The organism is Streptococcus mitis, from assembly GCF_003942865.1.
Lineage (GTDB): Bacteria > Bacillota > Bacilli > Lactobacillales > Streptococcaceae > Streptococcus > Streptococcus mitis_BI.
Genome location: NZ_RJNZ01000013.1, coordinates 30,581 through 50,871 on the forward strand (window position 1 = coordinate 30,581; position 20,291 = coordinate 50,871).

The 20,291-nt window shown below is 39.4% G+C and carries 22 protein-coding genes and 1 tRNA gene; 3 read left to right on the forward strand and 20 right to left on the reverse strand.

What is annotated here, in order from left to right; all coding sequences use genetic code 11:
• Positions 1 to 60 precede the first annotated feature (60 nt).
• Positions 61 to 2,040 carry a peptide ABC transporter substrate-binding protein gene (locus D8845_RS08470; RefSeq protein ID WP_125453145.1) on the reverse strand — a complete coding sequence of 660 codons (1,980 nt, stop codon included), beginning with the start codon at positions 2,038 to 2,040 and terminating at the stop codon, positions 61 to 63.
• Positions 2,041 to 2,345: 305 nt separating this feature from the next.
• Between D8845_RS08470 and D8845_RS08475 the strand changes: the two genes are divergently transcribed.
• Positions 2,346 to 2,416 (forward strand) — tRNA-Cys (locus tag D8845_RS08475).
• Between the two features lie 187 nt (positions 2,417 to 2,603).
• Here the strand turns inward: D8845_RS08475 and D8845_RS08485 are convergent.
• The 11 genes from D8845_RS08485 to D8845_RS08540 all read right to left on the reverse strand — a co-directional run bounded on the left by D8845_RS08485 (position 2,604) and on the right by D8845_RS08540 (position 11,526).
• Entirely contained in the window at positions 2,604 to 3,935 is a 1,332-nt protein-coding gene (locus D8845_RS08485) for a hemolysin family protein (protein ID WP_125453147.1), read from the reverse strand.
• 266 nt (positions 3,936 to 4,201) lie between these two features.
• Complete coding sequence (gene endA, locus D8845_RS08490; RefSeq protein WP_125453148.1) at positions 4,202 to 5,026, reverse strand: DNA-entry nuclease EndA; 825 nt, start codon at positions 5,024 to 5,026, stop codon at positions 4,202 to 4,204.
• Positions 5,027 to 5,064: 38 nt separating this feature from the next.
• Positions 5,065 to 5,253 carry a DNA-directed RNA polymerase subunit beta gene (locus tag D8845_RS08495; RefSeq protein WP_070480259.1) on the reverse strand — a complete coding sequence of 63 codons (189 nt, stop codon included), beginning with the start codon at positions 5,251 to 5,253 and terminating at the stop codon, positions 5,065 to 5,067.
• Positions 5,246 to 6,529 (reverse strand): UDP-N-acetylglucosamine 1-carboxyvinyltransferase, encoded by a 1,284-nt coding sequence (gene murA / locus D8845_RS08500; protein ID WP_125453149.1) that lies wholly within the window; start codon positions 6,527 to 6,529, stop codon positions 5,246 to 5,248. The genes D8845_RS08495 and murA overlap by 8 nt, the downstream gene beginning before the upstream one ends.
• A gap of 23 nt (positions 6,530 to 6,552) precedes the next feature.
• Positions 6,553 to 6,783, reverse strand: a complete 231-nt coding sequence (locus tag D8845_RS08505; RefSeq protein WP_125453150.1) for a DUF1146 family protein — start codon at positions 6,781 to 6,783, stop codon at positions 6,553 to 6,555.
• Between the two features lie 57 nt (positions 6,784 to 6,840).
• Entirely contained in the window at positions 6,841 to 7,878 is a 1,038-nt protein-coding gene (locus D8845_RS08510; protein ID WP_125453151.1) for a SepM family pheromone-processing serine protease, read from the reverse strand.
• Entirely contained in the window at positions 7,862 to 8,350 is a 489-nt protein-coding gene (coaD, locus tag D8845_RS08515; RefSeq protein WP_125453152.1) for a pantetheine-phosphate adenylyltransferase, read from the reverse strand. Before coaD ends, D8845_RS08510 begins: the two co-directional genes overlap by 17 nt.
• Entirely contained in the window at positions 8,340 to 8,879 is a 540-nt protein-coding gene (gene rsmD, locus D8845_RS08520; RefSeq protein ID WP_125453153.1) for a 16S rRNA (guanine(966)-N(2))-methyltransferase RsmD, read from the reverse strand. The genes coaD and rsmD overlap by 11 nt, the downstream gene beginning before the upstream one ends.
• A 64-nt stretch (positions 8,880 to 8,943) precedes the next feature.
• Positions 8,944 to 9,936, reverse strand: coding sequence for an aspartate--ammonia ligase (gene asnA / locus D8845_RS08525; RefSeq protein WP_000748003.1), 993 nt, complete (start codon positions 9,934 to 9,936; stop codon positions 8,944 to 8,946).
• A 111-nt stretch (positions 9,937 to 10,047) separates the two neighbouring features.
• The gene (locus D8845_RS08535) at positions 10,048 to 10,731 is read right to left on the reverse strand and encodes a Bax inhibitor-1 family protein (protein WP_125393137.1); all 684 of its coding nucleotides are present in this window, start codon (positions 10,729 to 10,731) and stop codon (positions 10,048 to 10,050) included.
• Between the two features lie 54 nt (positions 10,732 to 10,785).
• Positions 10,786 to 11,526, reverse strand: a complete 741-nt coding sequence (locus D8845_RS08540) for a TrmH family RNA methyltransferase (protein WP_125453154.1) — start codon at positions 11,524 to 11,526, stop codon at positions 10,786 to 10,788.
• Between the two features lie 33 nt (positions 11,527 to 11,559).
• Here D8845_RS08540 and D8845_RS08545 point away from each other — a divergent pair, with 33 nt between their 5' ends.
• Together D8845_RS08545 and yidC are read left to right on the forward strand one after the other, a co-directional pair.
• Positions 11,560 to 11,838 carry an acylphosphatase gene (locus tag D8845_RS08545; RefSeq protein ID WP_020903085.1) on the forward strand — a complete coding sequence of 93 codons (279 nt, stop codon included), beginning with the start codon at positions 11,560 to 11,562 and terminating at the stop codon, positions 11,836 to 11,838.
• 77 nt (positions 11,839 to 11,915) lie between these two features.
• Entirely contained in the window at positions 11,916 to 12,842 is a 927-nt protein-coding gene (gene yidC / locus D8845_RS08550) for a membrane protein insertase YidC (RefSeq protein WP_125453155.1), read from the forward strand.
• A gap of 176 nt (positions 12,843 to 13,018) precedes the next feature.
• On the opposite strand, the gene D8845_RS08555 is transcribed toward yidC, so the two are convergent.
• The 8 genes from D8845_RS08555 to purR all read right to left on the reverse strand — a co-directional run bounded on the left by D8845_RS08555 (position 13,019) and on the right by purR (position 20,275).
• Positions 13,019 to 14,107 (reverse strand): sensor histidine kinase, encoded by a 1,089-nt coding sequence (locus D8845_RS08555; protein WP_125453156.1) that lies wholly within the window; start codon positions 14,105 to 14,107, stop codon positions 13,019 to 13,021.
• Entirely contained in the window at positions 14,077 to 14,763 is a 687-nt protein-coding gene (locus tag D8845_RS08560) for a response regulator transcription factor (RefSeq protein ID WP_125453157.1), read from the reverse strand. Before D8845_RS08560 ends, D8845_RS08555 begins: the two co-directional genes overlap by 31 nt.
• Before the next feature lie 61 nt (positions 14,764 to 14,824).
• On the reverse strand, positions 14,825 to 15,544 hold the full coding sequence (locus D8845_RS08565; RefSeq protein ID WP_125453158.1) for an ABC transporter permease: 720 nt from the start codon (positions 15,542 to 15,544) through the stop codon (positions 14,825 to 14,827).
• 1 nt (position 15,545) lies between these two features.
• On the reverse strand, positions 15,546 to 16,331 hold the full coding sequence (locus D8845_RS08570) for an ABC transporter permease (protein ID WP_125453159.1): 786 nt from the start codon (positions 16,329 to 16,331) through the stop codon (positions 15,546 to 15,548).
• 1 nt (position 16,332) lies between these two features.
• Positions 16,333 to 17,043 carry an ABC transporter ATP-binding protein gene (locus D8845_RS08575; RefSeq protein ID WP_125453160.1) on the reverse strand — a complete coding sequence of 237 codons (711 nt, stop codon included), beginning with the start codon at positions 17,041 to 17,043 and terminating at the stop codon, positions 16,333 to 16,335.
• 167 nt (positions 17,044 to 17,210) lie between these two features.
• Positions 17,211 to 18,005, reverse strand: a complete 795-nt coding sequence (gene pflA, locus D8845_RS08580; protein WP_001288288.1) for a pyruvate formate-lyase-activating protein — start codon at positions 18,003 to 18,005, stop codon at positions 17,211 to 17,213.
• A gap of 125 nt (positions 18,006 to 18,130) precedes the next feature.
• A complete protein-coding gene (locus tag D8845_RS08585; RefSeq protein ID WP_125453161.1) occupies positions 18,131 to 19,381 on the reverse strand; it encodes a diaminopimelate decarboxylase in 1,251 nt (416 codons plus the stop codon).
• Between the two features lie 66 nt (positions 19,382 to 19,447).
• Positions 19,448 to 20,275, reverse strand: a complete 828-nt coding sequence (gene purR / locus D8845_RS08590; protein WP_025169881.1) for a pur operon repressor — start codon at positions 20,273 to 20,275, stop codon at positions 19,448 to 19,450.
• Positions 20,276 to 20,291: the final 16 nt, after the last annotated feature.

Consider the following 20,291-nt stretch of genomic DNA (forward strand, 5'->3'; position numbering starts at 1 on the left):
TCCTTTTTAAATCCCAAAAGAACCTTCTCCTCATGGAGAGAAAGTTCTCTTGAGAGTTATTTATTTAACGTGTTTAGTCAATTCTTTTTGAACTTTTTCGTTTGATTCTTTTTTCTCTTTGAGCCATTTCTCACGAGCTTGTTCATAATCAGCCTTTGTTACAACCTTATCTTGTAACTGAATATATTTGAAGTAGACATCTGAACCTTTATCTCCAGATTGGCTATAAGAAGCTGAGAATGGTACAACACGAGAAATAAATGGTGCAGCACCACTAGAAGACATCGCTGGCAAGAAGAGTGAGCTGTCTGTCAACCAAGCTTGAGCAGCTGCATATTTTTCATAACGCTTGTTAAGATCACTTGTTTCTTTTCCAGCTTCATCGAGCAATTTATCGTAATCTTTCATACCAACTTTTGCTGCAGCTGCATTTGATGGGTCATCATACCCCATATAAGTTTTCGTTTGCTCACTATTAGTTGATTTAAGGATATCAAGATAAGTTGATGGATCTTCATAGTCAGGATTCCATCCAACAGCACCTGAAAGGTCCCAATCCTCAGCCGCCGCATTAGCTGCATAATAAGTTACATTAAAGAATTCATCTTTAGAAATTTGTTGAATATCGATGACAACATTTTCTTCACCTAAAACTTTTTCAACTGATTGTTTGAACGACTGAATACGTGCGATATAGTTTTTAGACGCTTGGTCTACTGGAACATCCAAATGGATAGGGAATTTCACTCCTTCTGCTTCCAGAGCAGTTTTAGCTTTAGCAAATTCTGCTTTAGCTTTGTCAGCGTTAAAGAGACCGTCTTGACCATCAGCAAAGTTTACATTTTTCCACTCATCTCCATAAGTCGTAACTTTTTCAGCAACCAAGTCACCGAAAGTTTTTTCACCTGCAGAAACAAAGTCTGGTTTCACAAATAGATTACGAACTGCTAGAGGAGCACCTTCTTTACCGTTAACTTGAGCAGAATAAGCTGTACGATCAAAGGCAAAGTTCAAGGCTTGGCGGAAGTCTTTGTTAAGAAGAGCTTTCTTAGTAGATGTTTTCTCATCATCTGTTGTTTTAGAGGTATATTTGTAATTTTGACGATCGATATTTACACCTAAACCTCCAACACCAGCTCCTGACGGAGTGTAGAAAATATTATCTTTGTATGACTCTTCTACCTTCGAGAAGTTTGAACTTGTTGGGTAAAGACGAGCATAACTATAAGCTCCACTTGTAAAGTTACGTTCAAGCGATTCTTGGTCTGAACCATCAAAGTATGCAAGTGTGACTGTATCTAAATGAACATTCTCTTTATCCCAGTACTGCTCATTCTTAGCAAATTCGATAGAAGATTTAGCAGTCAAACCTTTAAGCAAGAAAGGTCCGTTGTAAAGTAAGGATGTAGGATCTGTTGCTTTAGCAAAATCAGAACCTTTTGATTTTTCAAATTCTTCGTTTAACGGCCAGAAAATTGAGTAAGCCATCTTAGAATTCCAGTATGGTTCTGGTTGGTTCAAAGTATACTCAAGAGTATAATCATCGACCGCTTTAATACCTACTGTAGAGAAATCTTTTGAATTACCTGTCAAATAGTCAGATAAACCTTTAACAGAAGTTTCAGCTAGGTAAAGCGCTTCTGATTTTTTATCTGCCGCATGTTTCAATCCATTCACGAAATCTTTAGCAGTCACTTCAGCATATTCTTCACCATCAGATGTCATCCATTTTACACCTTTACGAATTTTGTAGGTATAAGTCAATCCATCTTTTGATACAGACCAGTCTTCTGCAACCGCAGGAGTCAAGTTCCCGTATTTGTCATTTGTAAAGAGGCCATCGATTCCGTTTGAAGTAGCCACTTTCGTACTCTGTTTTCCAGAGATAAGATAGTCCAATGTTTCTGGATCAGCTGAATAAACATAGCCATAGGCTTTTGGAGCTGTCGAATCAGATGATTTCGAATTTCCACAAGCAACTAACACACCTGTTGCTAGTAAAGCAACTCCTGCTGCAACAAATACTCTACTTTTTTTCATGTTTGTAACTCCTATTGAAAAATTTTAGCATATTGGAAATTATAACATATATCTTCTAAAAAGTAAACGAATTTTCAGAATATTTAGGCGCATTTCTACCAAAAAAATTTTATTTGTCAAGTTTTTTCACTTTTTCATTTCATTTCATGAAAAAGTTACTCTAGAAATAGCTCCCTAAAAACCTTTAAATTCATACTTTCCTTACATTTTTATTTATAGACATAAAACTCATTTTTGTAAACCATTTTTTTGATTAAGAAACTATTGACGTAGACAAATTTTCAAGGTATAATAGTAAGAGTTATGGCGGTATAGCCAAGTGGTAAGGCACGGCTCTGCAAAAGCTTGATCGTCGGTTCAAATCCGTCTACCGCCTTCTATAACTTGATTTATCAGGTTTCAAATGAACAGAAAGCCCAATTTAAGGGGCTTTTTTCTTTTTCTTCTGATAAATAAGCATGATTTTAAAAAACTTTTGAGACTACGTTTTTCGAGGACACAATTCCCCCTTTTGAAATCAACTGAAAAAAGCTTCGTCACGCCTGGTGACAAAAGCCTCTAGTTTACTCTGTTTCTTCTTCTATTTCAACTTCGGTAATTTGGACTTTTACCTTGGTAACACGTCCATTTTTCACCTTATCATTGATTAGGATAAGCTGTTTGTTTTGGCTGACTAATTCATAACTGAGTTTCTCAGTCGTTGGAATGGTCCCCACTCCTGTCAAATAGTAACCAGCGATGGTATCAACATCATCACTTTCCAGTTCAACATCAAAGTAGTCATTAAAATCATTGAGATTCATGGTACCTTGAACAATGTAAGTATCCTCACCGATTTGATGAACATCTATTGCCGCTTTATCTGTTTCGTCATCGATTTCCCCAACGATTTCCTCTAAGAGGTCTTCTAGGGTCACCAAACCAGCCATCCCACCGTATTCATCCAGCAAGATTGCCATTTGTCTTTGGGTATTGCGCAGTTCTTTTAACAAATCATCCACAAAAATAGTTTCAGGAACAAAAAGTGGATCTTGTAAGATTCTCTTCCAAACAATATTGTCAAAACCGTCCACAAAGCCCGCCTTAAGGAGACTCTTGGTGTGAATAATCCCAATCACATTATCCTTATCCCCATCATAGACAGGGATACGAGAATAATTTTGTTTTAAAATACTTTGGATGATGGTTTGACTATCATCCTGAATATCCACCATAAAGGCATCCGTTCGAGGAACCATGACTTCTCTGGCCATTAATTCGTCCAGTGAAAAAATCCCTTGTAACATCTCAATTTCGTCAGCATCTAGTGTTTCTTCACTATTGGTCAACATGTACTCAATTTCATCACGGGTCATTTTTTCATCAGCGTCGTCAAAGGTCATAGGAGTCAAGCGACTCAAGAGATTGGTAGATGCAGACAAGAGCCAAACAAAGGGACTAACTAGTTTCCCAAGCCCAATGATAACTGGCGCTGTACGAATCGCCAAGGCATCCTTTAGATTAAGAGCGATTCTCTTAGGATACAATTCCCCAAAAACGATGGAAATATAAGTCAAAAATGCTAAAGATAGAAAACTTGCAGCGGCATAAGCTGTTTCGCCATTTCCAAGCCAGGATGCAATTTCTCGTCCCAGAGCGTCTGCCAAACTCGCCCCTGATAAGATCGTAATCAGGGTAATCCCTACTTGAATGGTTGATAAAAAGTGGTTAGGATTTTCTAGTACCTTCAACAGACGGATATAGCGTCTATCTCCTTCTTCTGCCTTTTGTTCAACACGCGCACGGTTAAGTGAAACCATGGCCATTTCTGTGGCTGAGAAAAAGGCATTTAATATTGTCAAAATAAACAATAAAACAAATTGTAGCAACAAATTCTGACTACTTGGGTCTTCCATAGTTCTTCTCCTAAAATAGTATCTTATCCTTTATTATATCACAAAATATAATCCAGTACATATTATTTTTTCTCATACTCTTCGAAGGTCTCTTCAAACCACGTCAGCTTTATCTGCAACCTCAAAGCTGTGCTTTGAGCAACCTGCGGCTGGCTTCCTAGTTTGCACTTTGATTTTCATTGAGTATCAGTGTCTATTGTAGCACTGCTGAAACTAGTAAAAAAGAACTCCTATATCTACAAGTGACATAGGAGTTATGTTATCTTTTACTGAGTAACCGTTACTTCTCCAGTTCGGTAATCCAGTTGAAGCCCTTTTTGAACATTGGGAACTAGAACATTAAATTCTAATTCTCCGTCTGAAGACTTGGCTTCAATCTGTGAAGCTGAAGGAACTAAATCCTCGTTTGAAGCGTAATAAAGGGTTACACGGTAACGGACACGCCTGTTTTGGTCCAAGGCTTTACGCACCATGCTTTCATAGTAGTTTTGACCAGTCGAATCCTCAGCCTGTGCCTGATTTGCCCAGGCTGTTTGAACAGCAATGTTTTTAGGATTGCTTGTCGAGGCATCAAAACCATCCAAGCCACCGATTAATGCATAGCCTAACAAGTGACCTCTATCGACCGCATGGGTATAAGTACCCTTTAGATTCTTAACCTGATGCCAGCCTGGAGGAGTCCAAGAAGTCGAACCATTCCCAGTTTCTTCACGATTCTTGTACTGACGAGTAGCCTTAGACAAGAGCGCATTAGCTACGGTTGGTACCGTCTCCTTGCCCACTGTCTTTGTTTTATTATCAGCGTAGGGTTTACTTGAAACCTTGGCATCTAGATTTGTTTTATTACCATTGACGATAAAAGCACCTGAGCCATTCCACTCCAAGCCCCCTTTTATTTGACTCTTGACTGCGTCTGTTAAGACACTCTCTGCCAATGCTTGACTAGGAGCTTCAGACGCTTGTTTTTTCTGACTAACCTTTGTTTTAGGACTATTAGCTGTCGACTGCATCTGCTTGATATAATAGCTTCCCGCAGATAAAAGCAATAACACTAGCAGTCCGATCAGTGTCTGTCTTGTTTTTTTATCCATTTTTCTCCTTATCTCTAGAAAAAGACTGGTTCTCCAGCCTAATTTCCTGTAAATTTATGAATCAATTCCTGCCATTTTGCTGGAGACAGGATAGCCCATGGATCTTGACCCTTGCCCAAGATTCCATAACCTACCATTAAGCCGATACCTAAGGCTAGAGCACCTAAAAACAGTACCAAAATGACTAAAAGTAAACGCTTGATTACGTAGCTTGATCTCTTATTCATCTTCATCACTTGCCTCAATCCGCTGAATCTTAGCACCTAGCTGTGCCAACTTCTCATGAAAACGGTAGTAACCTCTATCCAAGTGAACCAATTTGCCAACTACAGTTTCTCCTTCTGCTACCAAACCTGTCAAAATCAAGGCAGCACTGGCACGAAGGTCAGTTGAAAGAACTTCTGCTCCCTGCAAAGGCTGTCCACCAACAATACGAGCTGTATCACGGATAATCTCAGAGTGCAAGCCCATGCGACGCATTTCTTCTAAGTGTTGGAAACGATTTTCAAAAACTGTCTCTATCATAGTTGATTCCCCTTTTGCGACGGTCATCAAGGCTGTAAATTGGGCCTGCATATCTGTGGGAAATCCTGGGTGGGGCAAGGTTTTCACATGGACAGCTTTTAGATTTTCTAGTTGAGAACGAACTCGAATTCCTTCAGTCTCCTCCGTCACTTCTACTCCCATTTCAAGCAATTTGGCAATCAAGGGACGGTTGTGCTCCCAAACAGCGTCTTTAATCAAGACATCACCACCAGTCATGGCAGCAGCCACCATAAAGGTTCCTGCTTCGATACGGTCTTGGACTACATTGTGAGTCGTACCGTGAAGTTTCTCAACACCGGTAATGGTAATGGTCTCTGTACCAGCACCCTTAACCTTAGCTCCCATTTCATTGAGGAGAATAGCTAGGTCCACAATCTCAGGCTCACGCGCAGCATTTTCAATCACTGTCACGCCATCAGCCAGAGTCGCTGCCATCATCAAGTTCTGCGTAGCACCAACACTTGGGAAGTCCATGTAGATATGAGCTCCATGTAAGCGATCAGCCTTGGCTTCGATATAACCAGCTGTCTGACTAATCTTAGCCCCCATAGCTTCTAGACCTTTCAAATGAAGATCAATAGGACGGCTACCAATCGTACAACCACCTGGCATGGATACCTTGGCATGACCTACACGGGCAAGAATTGGTCCCAAGACAACGATAGATGCACGCATCTTGCTGACATACTTATAAGGAGCTTCCTCAGTGATATCGCCAGTCGCGTCCACCTCAACAAGATGATCTTCTTCATTAAAATCCACCTTGGCATTTAAACCACGAACCACCTGATTCATCGTGAAAACATCTGACAAGATAGGAACATTCTGCAAGACGGTTTTTCCTTCACTTGCTAGAATAGTCGCTGCCAACAAGGGCAAAACAGCATTCTTTGCTCCTTCGATCGTAACACTTCCTACCAGACGATTATCGCCACCTTGAACCACAATTTTTTCCATACTTATTTCCTTTACTCTTGATTTTATAATAGTCCTCTAAGCGCTTCTTGCCACAACTGATATAGGCTGATAAAGAAAGAACTTATGATATAGCCCATTACAATGCTGAAAAAGGCTACTAGTAAACGAACTTTTCCTGTATTCTCAGTTGTCACTTTTAAAACCTTTTCCCATCTAACAAGATCCTTTAAAAGGTAAAAACTCACATAAATAAAGAGCATGTGACTGCTTAGAGTGAATAATAATTGAACCATTTGACTATTATACCATCTTCTCTGTTTGTGCGCTAGTTTGGAAACTTCACTTAAAAACTAGGGATTGTTTTTCAAGTAATCAATTGCATCTTGTAGGGTTTTAACTGGCACGATTTTCATATCTGTCTTGATTGTTTTAGCTGCTTCCAGAGCTGTTTGGTAGTTGTTTTTCGCATCTGGATGCGCTTTTTGTTCTTCTTCGCTAACAGGGTTATCGGGAGCAAAGAAAATCGCGGCACCTTCTCTAGCCGAAGCTACAACTTTCTTATCAATACCTCCAATGTCCCCCACATTCCCATCGCGGTCAATAGTTCCTGTACCGGCAACAATGCGGCCATTACGAAGGCCTGGGTCAGCTATTTGGGTATAGATGGCCAGACTAAACATGAGACCTGCACTTGGACCGCCAATACCAGCTGTTGAAAAGCGAATTGGGACATCACTGGTCACTTCCGTACGGTCAATCAAGCCGATTCCAATCCCATTTTTGCCATTTTCCAAGGTGATAATCTTACCTTCTGCAGATTTGGTTTGCCCATCCTCTTCATAAGTTACCTTGACGGAGTCCCCTAATTTTTGAGAATTGACATAATCAATCAAATCTTTGGAACTGTCAAAGGTATGATCATTGACTGCTGTGACGGTATCAGAGATGTTAAGAATCCCTTTAAAGGTCGAATTATCCGTCACAGTCAAAACATAAACCCCAAGGTATTTGAGTTCAATATCCTTACCAGCTGTTTTTAGCCCTTGATACTTGGCCATGTTTTGTGATGTTTGCATGTAGAATTGATTAATCCGCATAAATTCAACATCAGAAGAGCCACCTGTAGTCTCTTGGGCACTACGAATATCTGTAAAAGGCGTCAACCAAGCATAAATCATATGGGCTAAAGTAGCGTGCTGGACACCAACCGTAACGAATTGATAGGCACCTGCTTCCTTATCTTCTGTGTCATTTACTTTAAGGACTTGGCGAATATCTTCCGAACCACCTGGAACCTCTATATAATAGGGCAAGGGCACTACAAATGCCAAGAATGTCACAATTAAGGCCGCAATGACATATAAGGGCCATCTAATCTTTTTTTTCATTTCTTATTTCCTCCAAAATACTCTCGGGAACATAGCAGGCAATATCCTGACCAAACTTCAAAAGTTCTCTAACGCCTGATGAACTGAGATAGAGATGTTCAGGTCGACTATGTAAATAAATGGTCTCTATATTAGGAGACAGCTGATGGTTGTAGTAATCAAAACTGGCTTCATATTGCAAATCCGACGCATTTCTCAAACCTCGCACTAAGAAATTAGCCCCCAGTCTTTTTGCGACATCAACCACCAATTCATCATGAGAAGACACAACTTCAACATTTTCCAAATGTTTCAAAGCCTTTTCTAACCCCCGTTTACGATTTTCGATAGGAAGAAATCCTTGTTTGTGAGGATTAAAAAAAATACCGACATAGAGTTTATCAAAGAGTCTGCTCGCCCGTTCAATCATATCCAGATGCCCATTTGTCATCGGATCAAATGAGCCTGTGAATAATCCAATCTTATCTGACATAGACTGTCACCTTACTAATTCCATAAATTTTTTCCTTCCAGATGCCCAGGCAGGCAATTTCTTCTGGAAGTTCAACGACCTTATCCGTCTCACACACAACCATGACATCTTCAGAAAAAAGCTCTCTCTCAGCCATTTTTTCAATATCTGCTACGATTTGTTCCTTGGCATAAGGAGGGTCTAAGAAAATGAGGTCGAATTCCCCAGATACCTGTTCCAATGCCCTCTCTGCATCCATCTTGAGGAGTTGAAATTTTCCAACTTCCTTAGTCATCTGAATATTTTCAGCAATAATGGTCTGAGCCTTACGGTCTCGCTCTACCAAAACAGCGCTGGACATGCCACGCGATACTGCCTCGATAGATAAACCACCACTACCTGCATAAAGGTCCAAGACTCGTCCCCCTTCAAAGTAGGGACCAATCATGTTAAAAATAGCTCCCCTAACCTTATCCGAAGTGGGTCTTGTCGTCTTGCCTTCTAGTGTCTTGAGGGGACGTCCCCCATAGATTCCTGATACGATTTTCATACCGTTTATTATACCAAATTATAGGCAAAAAGAGAAAGAAAACCGAACCTTGCGGTTCGATTCTCTACAAAATATTTTCGTAAGTATCGCGAACTTCTTGAGGCCAAACACTTGTTTGCACTTCTCCGATGTGTTTCTTGCGAAGTAGGAACATGGCCATCCGAGATTGTCCAATTCCTCCACCGATTGTCAATGGGAATAGACCGTTCAACAAAGCCTTGTGCCATTCCAATTCTAAACGGTCTTCATCACCTGTGATGGCAACCTGACGGCGAAGCGTTTCTTCATCTACACGGATTCCCATAGAAGACAACTCAAAGGCTCCACCTAAAGACTCATTCCAGACAAGAATATCACCATTTAGACCCTTGTAGCCATTTTCAGACTCACTTGTCCAGTCATCGTAGTCTGGTGCACGTCCATCGTGCGGTTTACCGTCTGGTAATTCACCACCGATACCGATCAAGAAGACTGCTCCAAATTCTTTACAGATAGCATTTTCACGCTCTTTTGGTGTCAAGTCTGGGTAGCGTTCTACCAACTCTTCTGTGTGGATAAAAGTGATTTGTTTTGGCAAGATTGATTCGATGTCATAGCGGGCTTCAACAGCTAGCTCAGTAAGACGAATAGCCTTATAAATCTTCTCAACGGTTTCTTTTAGATAAGCGATATTACGTTTACCATTTGGGATAACTTTCTCCCAGTCCCACTGGTCAACATAAACAGAGTGGGTCGCATCCAGCGAATCTTCGTCTGGACGAAGGGCCTTCATATGGACAAAAAGACCTTCACCCTCACCGAAACCAAAGCGAGCCAAGGTATGGCGTTTCCATTTAGCAAGTGAGTGCACAACTTCATAAGTAGCATCAGGGATTTGGAGAACCTTGACCGATACGGCATTCTCCACACCTGATAAATTATCCTGCATCCCGTCACCGACCCTACTTAAGATAGGACCTTGAACTTCGACAACTTCTAGCTTATCTTTCAAATACTGGGTAAAAGTGTTTTTGACAAAGGAAATCTCTTCTTGTTGATGAATAAAACTTTTCTTCATAAACTACTCCTCAAAAAATTAATTAAAAGCATTATACACCTATTTCCAAGAAAAGAAAAGAGCAAATATAAAAAAATCAGTGCTCCTTCGAACACTGATGTCAGGGACCTTCTAGTCATTGCGACCGAAGATACGTAGAATACTTAGGAAGAGATTGATAAAATCAAGATAGATACTAAGAGCCATTGACACAACCCAACCTGTCGCTACACGACCTTGTGATTGTTCATAGGCAAGGCGAATCCTTTGGTTGTCCCAAGCAATCAGACCAGAGAAGACCAAGACCATGGCTACGCTAATCATATAATCAAAGAAACCACTAGCCAAGAAAATATTAACTACCATGGCAATCAGCAAACCGATGAGAGCCGCCATCATCGCTCGACCAAGCCCACTCAAATCTTTCTTGGTGAACATACCGACTGCCGCCATGACAAAGAAGAGAAGGGCGCTCGACACAAAGGCAGATAAAACTGTACCCGGAGTATAGAAGGCCACCACAAAACTAAGGGTAAAGCCGTTTAAAACAGAGTAAAGTAAAAATACTGGAAGAGCCGCTGGACTATTCTTTAAGGCCATGCTACTGGCAACGAAAACCAAGGCCAACTCCGCAAAAGTAGCAATGGTCAACCAGAGACGTCCCTGCATCAAAAAGTAAACCAACTGAGATTGAAAGACCGTCAACATAAGACCTGATACTAAAGCGGATAGTCCGATCCCCAGACCAACAAAGGCATAAACCTTAGCGTAAAATTGATTGAGACCTGCGCGGTCGTGAATAATAGTGTGATTCATCTTTTCTCCTTTTCTATGAACATCTTTCCTTGATTATAACAAAGAAAGTTAAAATTAGCTTAAATGGAAAATTAAAATACCGGCTGCAACGGCAACATTGAGACTCTCCGCCTGCCCCTTCATACTAATGTGGACCAACTGGTCTGCACTTTCAGCCATAAGGGGACTAATTCCTTGCCCCTCATTTCCCATGACTAGTACAAAATTTTCTATAGGAGGCAGTTCTCTGTAATCAACAGAATCTTTAGATAAGGTTGTTGCTAGCACTGGGATAGCTGCCTCTTTGGTTTCCTTAAGAAGCGCTTGACTCGACATCCTATAAATGGGCAGGTGGAAATGACTGCCTTGCATGGAACGTAGAGTCTTGAGACTGTATATATCTGCCGATTTATCTGAAACAATCACTCCAGTAAAACCTGCTGCATCCGCAGTCCGAATGATAGTTCCCACATTACCAGGATCTTGCACATCTTCCAAAAACAAGAACTTGCCCTGACTAAAATCAGCTTGTCCTACTTCTTCTTTTTGAACCACCGCGACAATTCCCTGTGGAGTCTGAGAATCCGCCAAATCTAGCAAAATATCCTCTGACACCCAGACAGTTTGCGGAAAAGCAGCTAACTGATCTCGGTAATTTTCTAGGGCAAAGATTTTCTCAATCGTCACTCCAGCTTGGACAGCTTCTTCAAACAAGTGCCAGCCTTCAATCAAATAGGCAGACTTGCGGTATTTTTTTTGGTGTAATTTCTTGGCATTTTTTACCACAGAATTGGCTTTTGAGGTTATAATAGTCATAGAAATATTATAACACAATCAAAGGGGTTTGGTATGCAAAAGGTTAGAATGATTGCCCAAGGTAGGGTGCAGGGAGTCGGCTTTCGTTGGGGTGTTTACAGCTTGGCACTTGAAATTGGTGGCATCACAGGTCGGGTATGGAATAACGACGATGGCACAGTGGAAATATTAGCCCAAGCAGACTCATCTGCTATCATGGCAAAATTTATCCAAGAAATCCGCAAAGGACCCACACCTTTTTCAAAAGTCAGCTACTTAGATGTCCAACTGAGCAACTTTCCTCCCTACCCTGACTTTAAAATCGCAAATTAGGTCTCTAGAACTATTGTATATTTTGTAAAAAAACAGTAGAATAGAAAGGTATAATTTTTAAAGAAGGAATAAAAACAGTGAAATCTATTAAACGTTTTGCACTCTCGGCTATGGGAGTGGCTATGTTGCTAGTCTTGACTGGCTGTGTTAGCGTCGATAAAGCCACAGGAAAGCCAATAGGATTTATTTGGAATACGATCGGAGCGCCTATGGCTGAAGCTATCAAGTACTTCGCTACTGATAAAGGTCTAGGCTTCGGTGTCGCTATCATCATCGTAACCATTATCGTGCGCTTGATTATCTTACCACTTGGTATCTACCAATCATGGAAGGCAACGCTTCACTCTGAAAAGATGAACGCCCTCAAGCACGTCCTTGAGCCACACCAAACACGTCTCAAGGAAGCAACAACTCAAGAAGAAAAACTCGAAGCCCAACAAGCTCTCTTTGCTGCTCAAAAAGAGCACGGCATCAGCATGTTTGGTGGTGTAGGATGTTTCCCTATCCTCCTTCAAATGCCTTTCTTCTCTGCAATTTACTTTGCTGCCCAACATACTGAAGGTGTTGCTCAAGCAAGCTACCTAGGAATTCCTCTAGGCTCTCCAAGTATGATTTTAGCTGCCTGCGCTGGTGTCCTTTACTATCTTCAATCACTCCTTTCACTTCACGGAGTAGAAGATGAAACGCAAAGAGATCAAATCAAGAAAATGGCTTACGTGAGCCCAGTCATGATTGCCGGCTTCTCCCTCATCTCACCAGCTAGTGTCACACTTTATTGGGTTGTCGGTGGTTTCATGATGATTCTCCAACAGTTTATCGTCAACTATATCGTTCGTCCAAAACTTCGCAAAAAAGTCCGTGAAGAACTAGCCAAGAACCCACCAAAAGCAAGTGCTTTCTCTAAACCAAGTGGACGAAAAGACGTTACCCCTGAACAACCAACTGCTATCACAAGCAAGAAAAAACACAAAAATCGCAACGCTGGAAAACAACGTTCGAGATAAAGCTACGTAAATTATCCAATAATTAAAAAACGAATGAATGATAAATAGTTTTCATCAACTAGATATCATCATTCGTTTTTATTATCTACCGTTACATCTTATACTAGTCGAAAAAGTTAAATAGTTTAAAAGCTCACATATAAAAACGATTCAATCATAAATTAACAAGTAACTCGCTATGATTTAATACAATTCACAGTTATTAAAACTTCTGCTCCCGCGTCTCTATTTCTAAGCTCAACTCGGCCTTTGTGTAGTTTTGCAACTCTACATACAAAACTAAGTCCAATACCATAATGTTGCTCTTTATACGATCTAGCTTTATCCATACGATAAAAGAGCTTTCCAAAATTATTTAAAACTTCCTCTGGAAATTCCGAACCATTATTCCATATACCTATTTTCAATTCCTTCCCCTCTTGCTCTACTCTAATTTTAATTTTAGGATTCTGTTTATCTGCATACTCCAAAGCATTTGTTAAAATATTTTGTATGGCACGAATCAGAAGAGATGGATTTATATAATAGTTTTCAGTTCCTTTCACATTTTGTTCAAAAGAAAACTTCATCTGATTTTTTATCAAAAAAGAAACTTCTTTCTCTAATTCATTGATAAAATCTGAAGAGGAATATTCCGTCCAACCTGTCTCATCATCATAATAGGTTTTAGAATAGTGAATCAATTGATTGAAATAATCTAGTAACTGTTGACTAGCTCTTTCTATATCTGCTAAGCATTCTTGAGATTGGTCGTTTTCAGTTATCGCCTGCAAAAATTCCACATTCCCCCTAATAATGGTTAAGGGAGTTTTTAAATCATGAGAAGCTGCTGAAACCTGAAACATCAAATCTTCTTTCTGCTGTTTCTCATCAACTATTAATTGTCGAATTCTATCTTGCATCACAATAATCCGATTTCCTGTCTCATGAAATTCTTTAACCGTTAAACTTTCTGTACATTCCTTCTCCAACCACATACTATTTTCATAAATCAAAGTCATTTCATAACTCAGTTTTTTCAACAATTTTCCAATGTGATAACTTATTAGAATAATCAATAAAACACAAATATATATCCATGATGACACATTGAAAAAAATTGATAGAACACCACTATTGTTTAAAGGTTTCCCATCTTCGTTTATTTGTATAGATACTGAAGCTAAGGGAATAAGATAGGCCATTAGTAAGCCAAGACTAAACTGCCAAATAATTCTCCAACAGGTTTCTCGAATTAATTGTCTAAAACTTTTGATTCTACCCATTGATATCCTCCACCGTACAAGGTTTTAATTGGATTTAATTGATAAGGTTTCAGCTTTTGACGAATTTGATAAATGTACTCTGAAACCGAACGTAAAAGAGCTTCTGAACTTTGTGGATATAGATAATTATAAATTTCTTCAATAGAATATATTTTACTTGGGTTGCTTGCCAAAAGATTCACTATGTCAAATTCCCTCCTTGTCAGAGCAATCTTATCATCATTTACAAATAGTTCCTTACTATCCGTATATAGTATAAGCTTCCCAATCTTTATTTGATGAACATTTCCTTTAATCCGTTCTTCACGACGTAAGTGCATTTTAACACGTGCTAACAATTCTTGCATACTAAAGGGCTTCATAATATAATCATCAGCACCTGCATTGATTCCAGCTACTAAATCTTCATCCATATCCTTGGCAGTTATAAAACAGATAGGAACAGTTATCTGCTCGCGAATCATCTGACAGATTTCTAAACCACTAACAGGCATCATAATATCTAATAAAATCAAGTCAAATCCTGTAAAATCACAAAGATCAATCTCTTCTATCTTATTTCGTATGACTACTTCATATTTTTCATATTCTAGTACTTTTTTTATTAGGCGAAGAATAGCAAGATCATCATCTACAACCAAAATTTTATAAGACATAACTCACCCTCCTGAATATATTATAGCACTACCTAAGAAAAAGACAGGATATCCCCTGTCTTTAGCCTACATTTCTTCCTATTAGTATCAGTGTAGCAAATACAAAAACAATTAATAACCAAACTATTTGTATCCCTAAGCCTTGCCACACTGGATAATAAAGCGACAAGGGATGGGTATAAAAACAATTCATACTAGCTAGTAATGGTAAATTTCTAAAAAAAGAACTGAATTGTAGTAACATTTGTCCCAACCCCAATAAAAGGGATAAACTTATTCCCAAAATTAAGATAAAGGACTGGGAAATAAATACAAAAATACCACTTAAAAGAGCGAAGGTTAGAATAGAAATACAAGCTGGAAATAGGATTGTTAGAACATGTTTAATATCGCTCAAAAGATTGATATTGTAGTATCCTTGGGCGAGTAGTATACATAATGATATTACAGCGACCAATAGGATAATTTCAATACATAATAGAATAGCTAGTTTACAGATTATAAATTTCAAACGATTTGGACAGGTAAGAAAACTGGTACGAAGGCTAGAACCTGTAAATTCTCGACCTATAAATAGAACCGCTAGACTAACGAAACCTGCCTGTCCTAAATAGAGACTTTGCAGTAGCTGTTCCAAAACAAACTGTAGGGTCAACTGGTCTGGCTTATTATTTAAAAAAATAACTAACGCTGGAACACACAGTAATAGAGCACCTATAATCAACCAGTGCCAAGGATTCATCATAAACTTGAGATACTCACTTTTAAGTTGCTCTTTCAACTTATTCACCTCCTCCAATATCTGACTTAAGTAAGCGGTAAATTGCTAAAGCCAAGAATGAGAAGTTCCAACAAAGTAAAAATAAAATATGTTGTAAACAATTATGTTCTAAAATTTGAGGAGATGTAGCAATCAATCCTTGCCCCAATGCAACTGGAAGAAATTTTGCAACCGATATATAGTTTGCTAAGAATGTTACTAAATTGTAGACTTGGGGAAGCAAAAATAATAGAGGAACAATGGCTGTTTTAAATGTCAAAGCCATAATATAGGCCAGCAGTCCCAATAAAGTCCAAGCTATACTGGCTAAAAATATATAGAACCAAACTGTTCCATTTAGTGAAAAAAGCAATAAGCCATCTTGTCCTAAAACATAATGTGTCATGTTAATCGTAAGGAATATTGATAGAAAGGAAATGATAAAAGAAAATATAAGCCAAACTAATGTTTTTGAAACTAGGAAAGTACTTCGATTTGTAATAGAGAGGAGGCTTGTACGAATAGCAGAGTCTTTGTACTCCTCGGCTCCATAAATTGAACCTAGGATAATCATAATAAAAACACCAAATAAAGTGACATCAAAACCTAAAAATTCAATAGGAGGTATGGCTTCTGCTAAATCTGGATTTGTCTCTGGTGTAGCATGGATACCAACTGAAACAATTTGAGAAGCACCAATATTTGCTAAAAACGTTTGAAATACCAGTATCAAGAATAGTACAACATGAGTAGCTCTCTTATAAAGTAATTTCAATATTTCAGAATGAAGAGAGTAAATAAGTGCCATGTCACTTTCCTCCTTCTGTTAAACTAAAGAAGACTTCTTCTAGTGAGGAAAGATTTTTCATCACTTCTTGTAAAGTTCCTTTTATAAGAACTTTTCCTTTATTTATGATAACTACATCATCTGTTACTGCTTCCACTTCCGATAATATATGAGATGATAGCAAGACTGTCTTCCCTTCTTGAGCTTGTTTTTTTATAAACTCTCTAAACCACCGAATTCCTCTTGGATCCAACCCATTAGTCGGTTCATCCAATATCAGATATTGAGGATTTCCTAATAGAGCTGTTGCAATTCCCAAGCGTTGTCCTTCGCCTAATGATAATTTTCCAATTTTAGATTTTTTCTTATGGCTAATATCCACCATATCCAAGACTTGATTAATTCGCTGACTGGATATCCCATTACTAGCAGCAACAATTTTCAAATGTTGATAAACAGTCCGATCATCAGGAGCACCTACACTATCAAATGAAGCTCCTACAGTCTTTAGAGGAAATTTTAATTCCTTATAAGTTTGATCTCCAATTTTGGTAAGACCAGATGTTGCTTTGTCTAATCCTAATAACATACGTAAGGTTGAACTTTTTCCAGCTCCATTTGGACCCAGAAAAGCAGTCACTCTACCTGCTTTTGCTTCAAAAGAAATATCTTTTAAAATTTGAGTTTGACCATACGACTTACATAAATTTTTAATGGTAATACTTTGTTCCATGAGTTCTCCTATTCTATTTAATATTTCTAAAAGTAACTATATCTTACACATTCTTTTTCGGATTTTTTTCAGAATTTAGAGAGTAAAAAAGATTTAAAATTTTGTTTCATTTAATTATCTAGATTTGTGCAAACTTAAAAGCCCGATGTTCCCATCAGGCTTCTTTTTTATCCATGTACACGTTTCATATAGTCTTGGTAACTTTCGGTATCCATGAGTTTTTTAGCGTTCTTGACGCGGTCTGCTGTTGGTGGTTTGACCCCTTCGAGGGAATATGGAATTCCCAATTCACGCCATTTGAACTCACCCATGGTGTGATAAGGTAGAATTTCAAACTTATCAACATTTTTGAGGGTCTTGACGAACTTACCAAGTTCAATCAAGTCATCATCTCTATCTGTCAATCCCGGAACTAGCACGTGGCGAATCCAGACAGGTTTTCCAATATCTGATAGATACTGGGCACAAGCCAAGATATTTTTATTGGTTTGGCTAGTAACAATCTTGTGCTGTTCTTCGTTGATTTCCTTGATATCCAAGAGAACCAAGTCAGTGACAGCCATGAGTTTGTCAAACTTCTCAAGGTAACGTGGTTTATTACGGAATGGAAGGGCACAGGTGTCCAAAGTACAGTGGATTCCTTGTTCCTTAGCCTTAGTGAAGAGGGCAATCAGGAAATCAATCTGCAAGAGGGCTTCTCCTCCACTGACTGTAATACCGCCCTTATTTCCCCAGAAACCGCGGTAACGCAAGGCTTCTGTCAAGACATCATCTACCGTCCGTTCACGTGACTTATTGGACTCCATAGCCCAAGTGTCCGGGTTGTGGCAATACTGGCAACGCATGTGACAGCCCTGCAAAAAGACAATAAAGCGAATACCAGGCCCATCTACTGACCCAAAGCTTTCTGTCGAATGCACCATTCCTGTCACTTGTCCATAATCAATTGTTTCTTCAGACATATCGTTACCTTCCTTGAAAACGTTTTATAGTTTTATTATATCACGACTTGAAGGAAAAACAAGATTTTTGCCTATTTTTTAGAAAGCAATCTGTTTTTCAATTTCATTTTCAATTACTTATCATTTTATTCTTCAAAATCAAAGCCATACAAGGTTGCAAAATAGTCCTCAGGGCGCTCTGCACGGCGGATTTGACGGGCTTTTCCTTCTTCAGTATAGAGTATTTCCGCAGAACGAAGTTTGGCATTGTACTGGTAGCCCATTGAAAATCCGTGGGCACCTGTATCATGAATGACCAGCAAATCACCGATTTCTGTATGAGGAAGTTCGCGATTTACTGCAAATTTATCATTGTTTTCACAGAGTGAACCGACCACATCTACCACCTCAGATGGTCCATCTGGGTGAGTCAGATTGGTAATATGGTGGTAGGCTCCGTACATGGCCGGACGCATAAGGTTAACCGCTGAAGCATCCACGCCTAGATAGGTACGGTAGGTTTTCTTCTTATGGGTAACTCTTGTGACCAAAGCACCGTGAGGTGCTAACATAAAGCGACCCAATTCGGTGAAAATCTTGACCTGACCAAGACCTGCTGGCGTAAGAACCTCTTCATAAACCTTACGAACTCCCTCACCAATCAAGGCGATATCATTTGGCTCCTGGTCTGGACGATAGTTGACACCAATACCGCCAGAAAGATTGATAAAGTCTAGCGAAATGCCCAACTTTTCCTTGATTTCAACAGCCAATTCAAAAAGCTGACGCGCCAACTCTGGATAATAGAGATGGGTCACGGTATTGGACGCTAGGAAGGAGTGAATCCCAAAAGTCTTGGCTCCTTTTTCCTTCAAGATGGCAAAAGCTTCAAAGAGCTGGTCCTTGGTCATGCCAAACTTGGCTTCTCCAGGATTGTCCATAATGTCTGTTCCTAGCTCAAAAACGCCTCCAGGATTGTAACGACAAGAGATGATTTCTGGAATCCCTGCTGCACGCTCTAGATGTTCAATATCTTCAAATGCATCCAAGTTAATGATTACACCCAATTCACGCGCATAGGCATATTCCTTGTCTGGCGTGTTGTTTGAAGAGAACATAATCTCAGAACCAGGGAAATCCAGTTTATGACTCATCAAAAGCTCTACATAACTAGAGCAGTCCACTCCACAACCTTCCTCTTGAAGAATTTTTAAAATAGCTGGTGTTGGAGTAGCCTTAACTGCAAAATATTCCTTAAAGCCCTTGTTCCATGAAAATGCTTGGTTGACGGCTCTTGCCTTTTCACGAATTCCCTTCTCATCATACAAGTGAAAGGGAGTTGGGAACTCGGCAACAATCTTTTCTAAGTCTTCTTTATTGATAAATGGTGTTTTCATAAGTTTCCTTCTATTCTATTTGCAAAGAAAGGCTGGGACAATCGTTCCAACCTTTAGTTCTATCTCTTATTTATCTTCGTCAAAGATATTACCAACCTCAACATCGATAGTTTGGTTCTTGACATCAATATTGGTTACCTTCAAGAGTGACTTGTAGTCAAACTGCTTTTCACGTTCTTCTTGGGCATTGTCCGCAAAGACCGCTACACCTGCCAATTCTGAATCAAACTCACGCAAGAGACTGATCATCCCGTTGACAGTTCCTCCGCCTTTCAAGAAGTCATCCACAATCAAGACACGGCTGCCTGCCTTGAGACTGCGTTTTGAAAGGAACATTTTCTCGATACGGTCACCACTTGAACCGGATACATAGTTGACGCTGACAGTTGAACCTTCGGTAATTTTCAGGTCACGGCGCACAATAACAAAGGGAACATTGAGGACATTGGCAACTGCATTTGCAAGTGGAACACCCTTAGTCGCTACTGTCATAACCGCATCAATTTTTTGGTCCATAAAGCTCTTGGCAATAATGCGACCAATATTTTTCAATATGGCTGGTGTGCTAAGCAAATCAGACAGGTAGATGTAACCACCTGGCAAGATACGGTCACTTTCTGACAACTTGGCACACAAGTCCTCAACCATTTCCTTGGCATCATGGCTTGAGATTGATGGTGTGAAAATGACACCACCACCAGCACCAGTTACTGTCTGGATGTGACCGATTTCGATCTCCTCAAAGGCACGTTTGATAATCACGATATCCTCTGAGATGGATGATTTAGCAGATTCATACTTTTCAGCAAAAGTATTGAGACTAGTTAGTTTATAAGGATTATTAATCAAATAGTTGGAAATGACAACCATCCGATCACTTCTTCTTAATTTCATTTCTATTTCCCACTTC

Bases quoted from the DNA above. Each gene is read 5' to 3' on its own strand.
- D8845_RS08545 (WP_020903085.1), top strand. From the start codon at position 11,560: ATGCAAAAGGTTAGAATGATTGCCCAAGGTAGGGTGCAGGGAGTCGGC.
- murA (WP_125453149.1), bottom strand. From the start codon at position 6,529: ATGGAAAAAATTGTGGTTCAAGGTGGCGATAATCGTCTGGTAGGAAGT.
- rsmD (WP_125453153.1), bottom strand. From the start codon at position 8,879: ATGAAAATCGTATCAGGAATCTATGGGGGACGTCCCCTCAAGACACTA.
- D8845_RS08505 (WP_125453150.1), bottom strand. From the start codon at position 6,783: ATGGTTCAATTATTATTCACTCTAAGCAGTCACATGCTCTTTATTTAT.
- D8845_RS08540 (WP_125453154.1), bottom strand. From the start codon at position 11,526: ATGACTATTATAACCTCAAAAGCCAATTCTGTGGTAAAAAATGCCAAG.
- D8845_RS08570 (WP_125453159.1), bottom strand. From the start codon at position 16,331: ATGGCACTTATTTACTCTCTTCATTCTGAAATATTGAAATTACTTTAT.
- D8845_RS08510 (WP_125453151.1), bottom strand. From the start codon at position 7,878: ATGAAAAAAAAGATTAGATGGCCCTTATATGTCATTGCGGCCTTAATT.
- D8845_RS08495 (WP_070480259.1), bottom strand. From the start codon at position 5,253: ATGAATAAGAGATCAAGCTACGTAATCAAGCGTTTACTTTTAGTCATT.
- D8845_RS08575 (WP_125453160.1), bottom strand. From the start codon at position 17,043: ATGGAACAAAGTATTACCATTAAAAATTTATGTAAGTCGTATGGTCAA.
- pflA (WP_001288288.1), bottom strand. From the start codon at position 18,005: ATGTCTGAAGAAACAATTGATTATGGACAAGTGACAGGAATGGTGCAT.
- asnA (WP_000748003.1), bottom strand. From the start codon at position 9,936: ATGAAGAAAAGTTTTATTCATCAACAAGAAGAGATTTCCTTTGTCAAA.
- D8845_RS08555 (WP_125453156.1), bottom strand. From the start codon at position 14,107: ATGGGTAGAATCAAAAGTTTTAGACAATTAATTCGAGAAACCTGTTGG.
- D8845_RS08485 (WP_125453147.1), bottom strand. From the start codon at position 3,935: ATGGAAGACCCAAGTAGTCAGAATTTGTTGCTACAATTTGTTTTATTG.
- D8845_RS08585 (WP_125453161.1), bottom strand. From the start codon at position 19,381: ATGAAAACACCATTTATCAATAAAGAAGACTTAGAAAAGATTGTTGCC.
- D8845_RS08470 (WP_125453145.1), bottom strand. From the start codon at position 2,040: ATGAAAAAAAGTAGAGTATTTGTTGCAGCAGGAGTTGCTTTACTAGCA.
- purR (WP_025169881.1), bottom strand. From the start codon at position 20,275: ATGAAATTAAGAAGAAGTGATCGGATGGTTGTCATTTCCAACTATTTG.
- D8845_RS08560 (WP_125453157.1), bottom strand. From the start codon at position 14,763: ATGTCTTATAAAATTTTGGTTGTAGATGATGATCTTGCTATTCTTCGC.
- endA (WP_125453148.1), bottom strand. From the start codon at position 5,026: ATGGATAAAAAAACAAGACAGACACTGATCGGACTGCTAGTGTTATTG.
- coaD (WP_125453152.1), bottom strand. From the start codon at position 8,350: ATGTCAGATAAGATTGGATTATTCACAGGCTCATTTGATCCGATGACA.
- D8845_RS08535 (WP_125393137.1), bottom strand. From the start codon at position 10,731: ATGAATCACACTATTATTCACGACCGCGCAGGTCTCAATCAATTTTAC.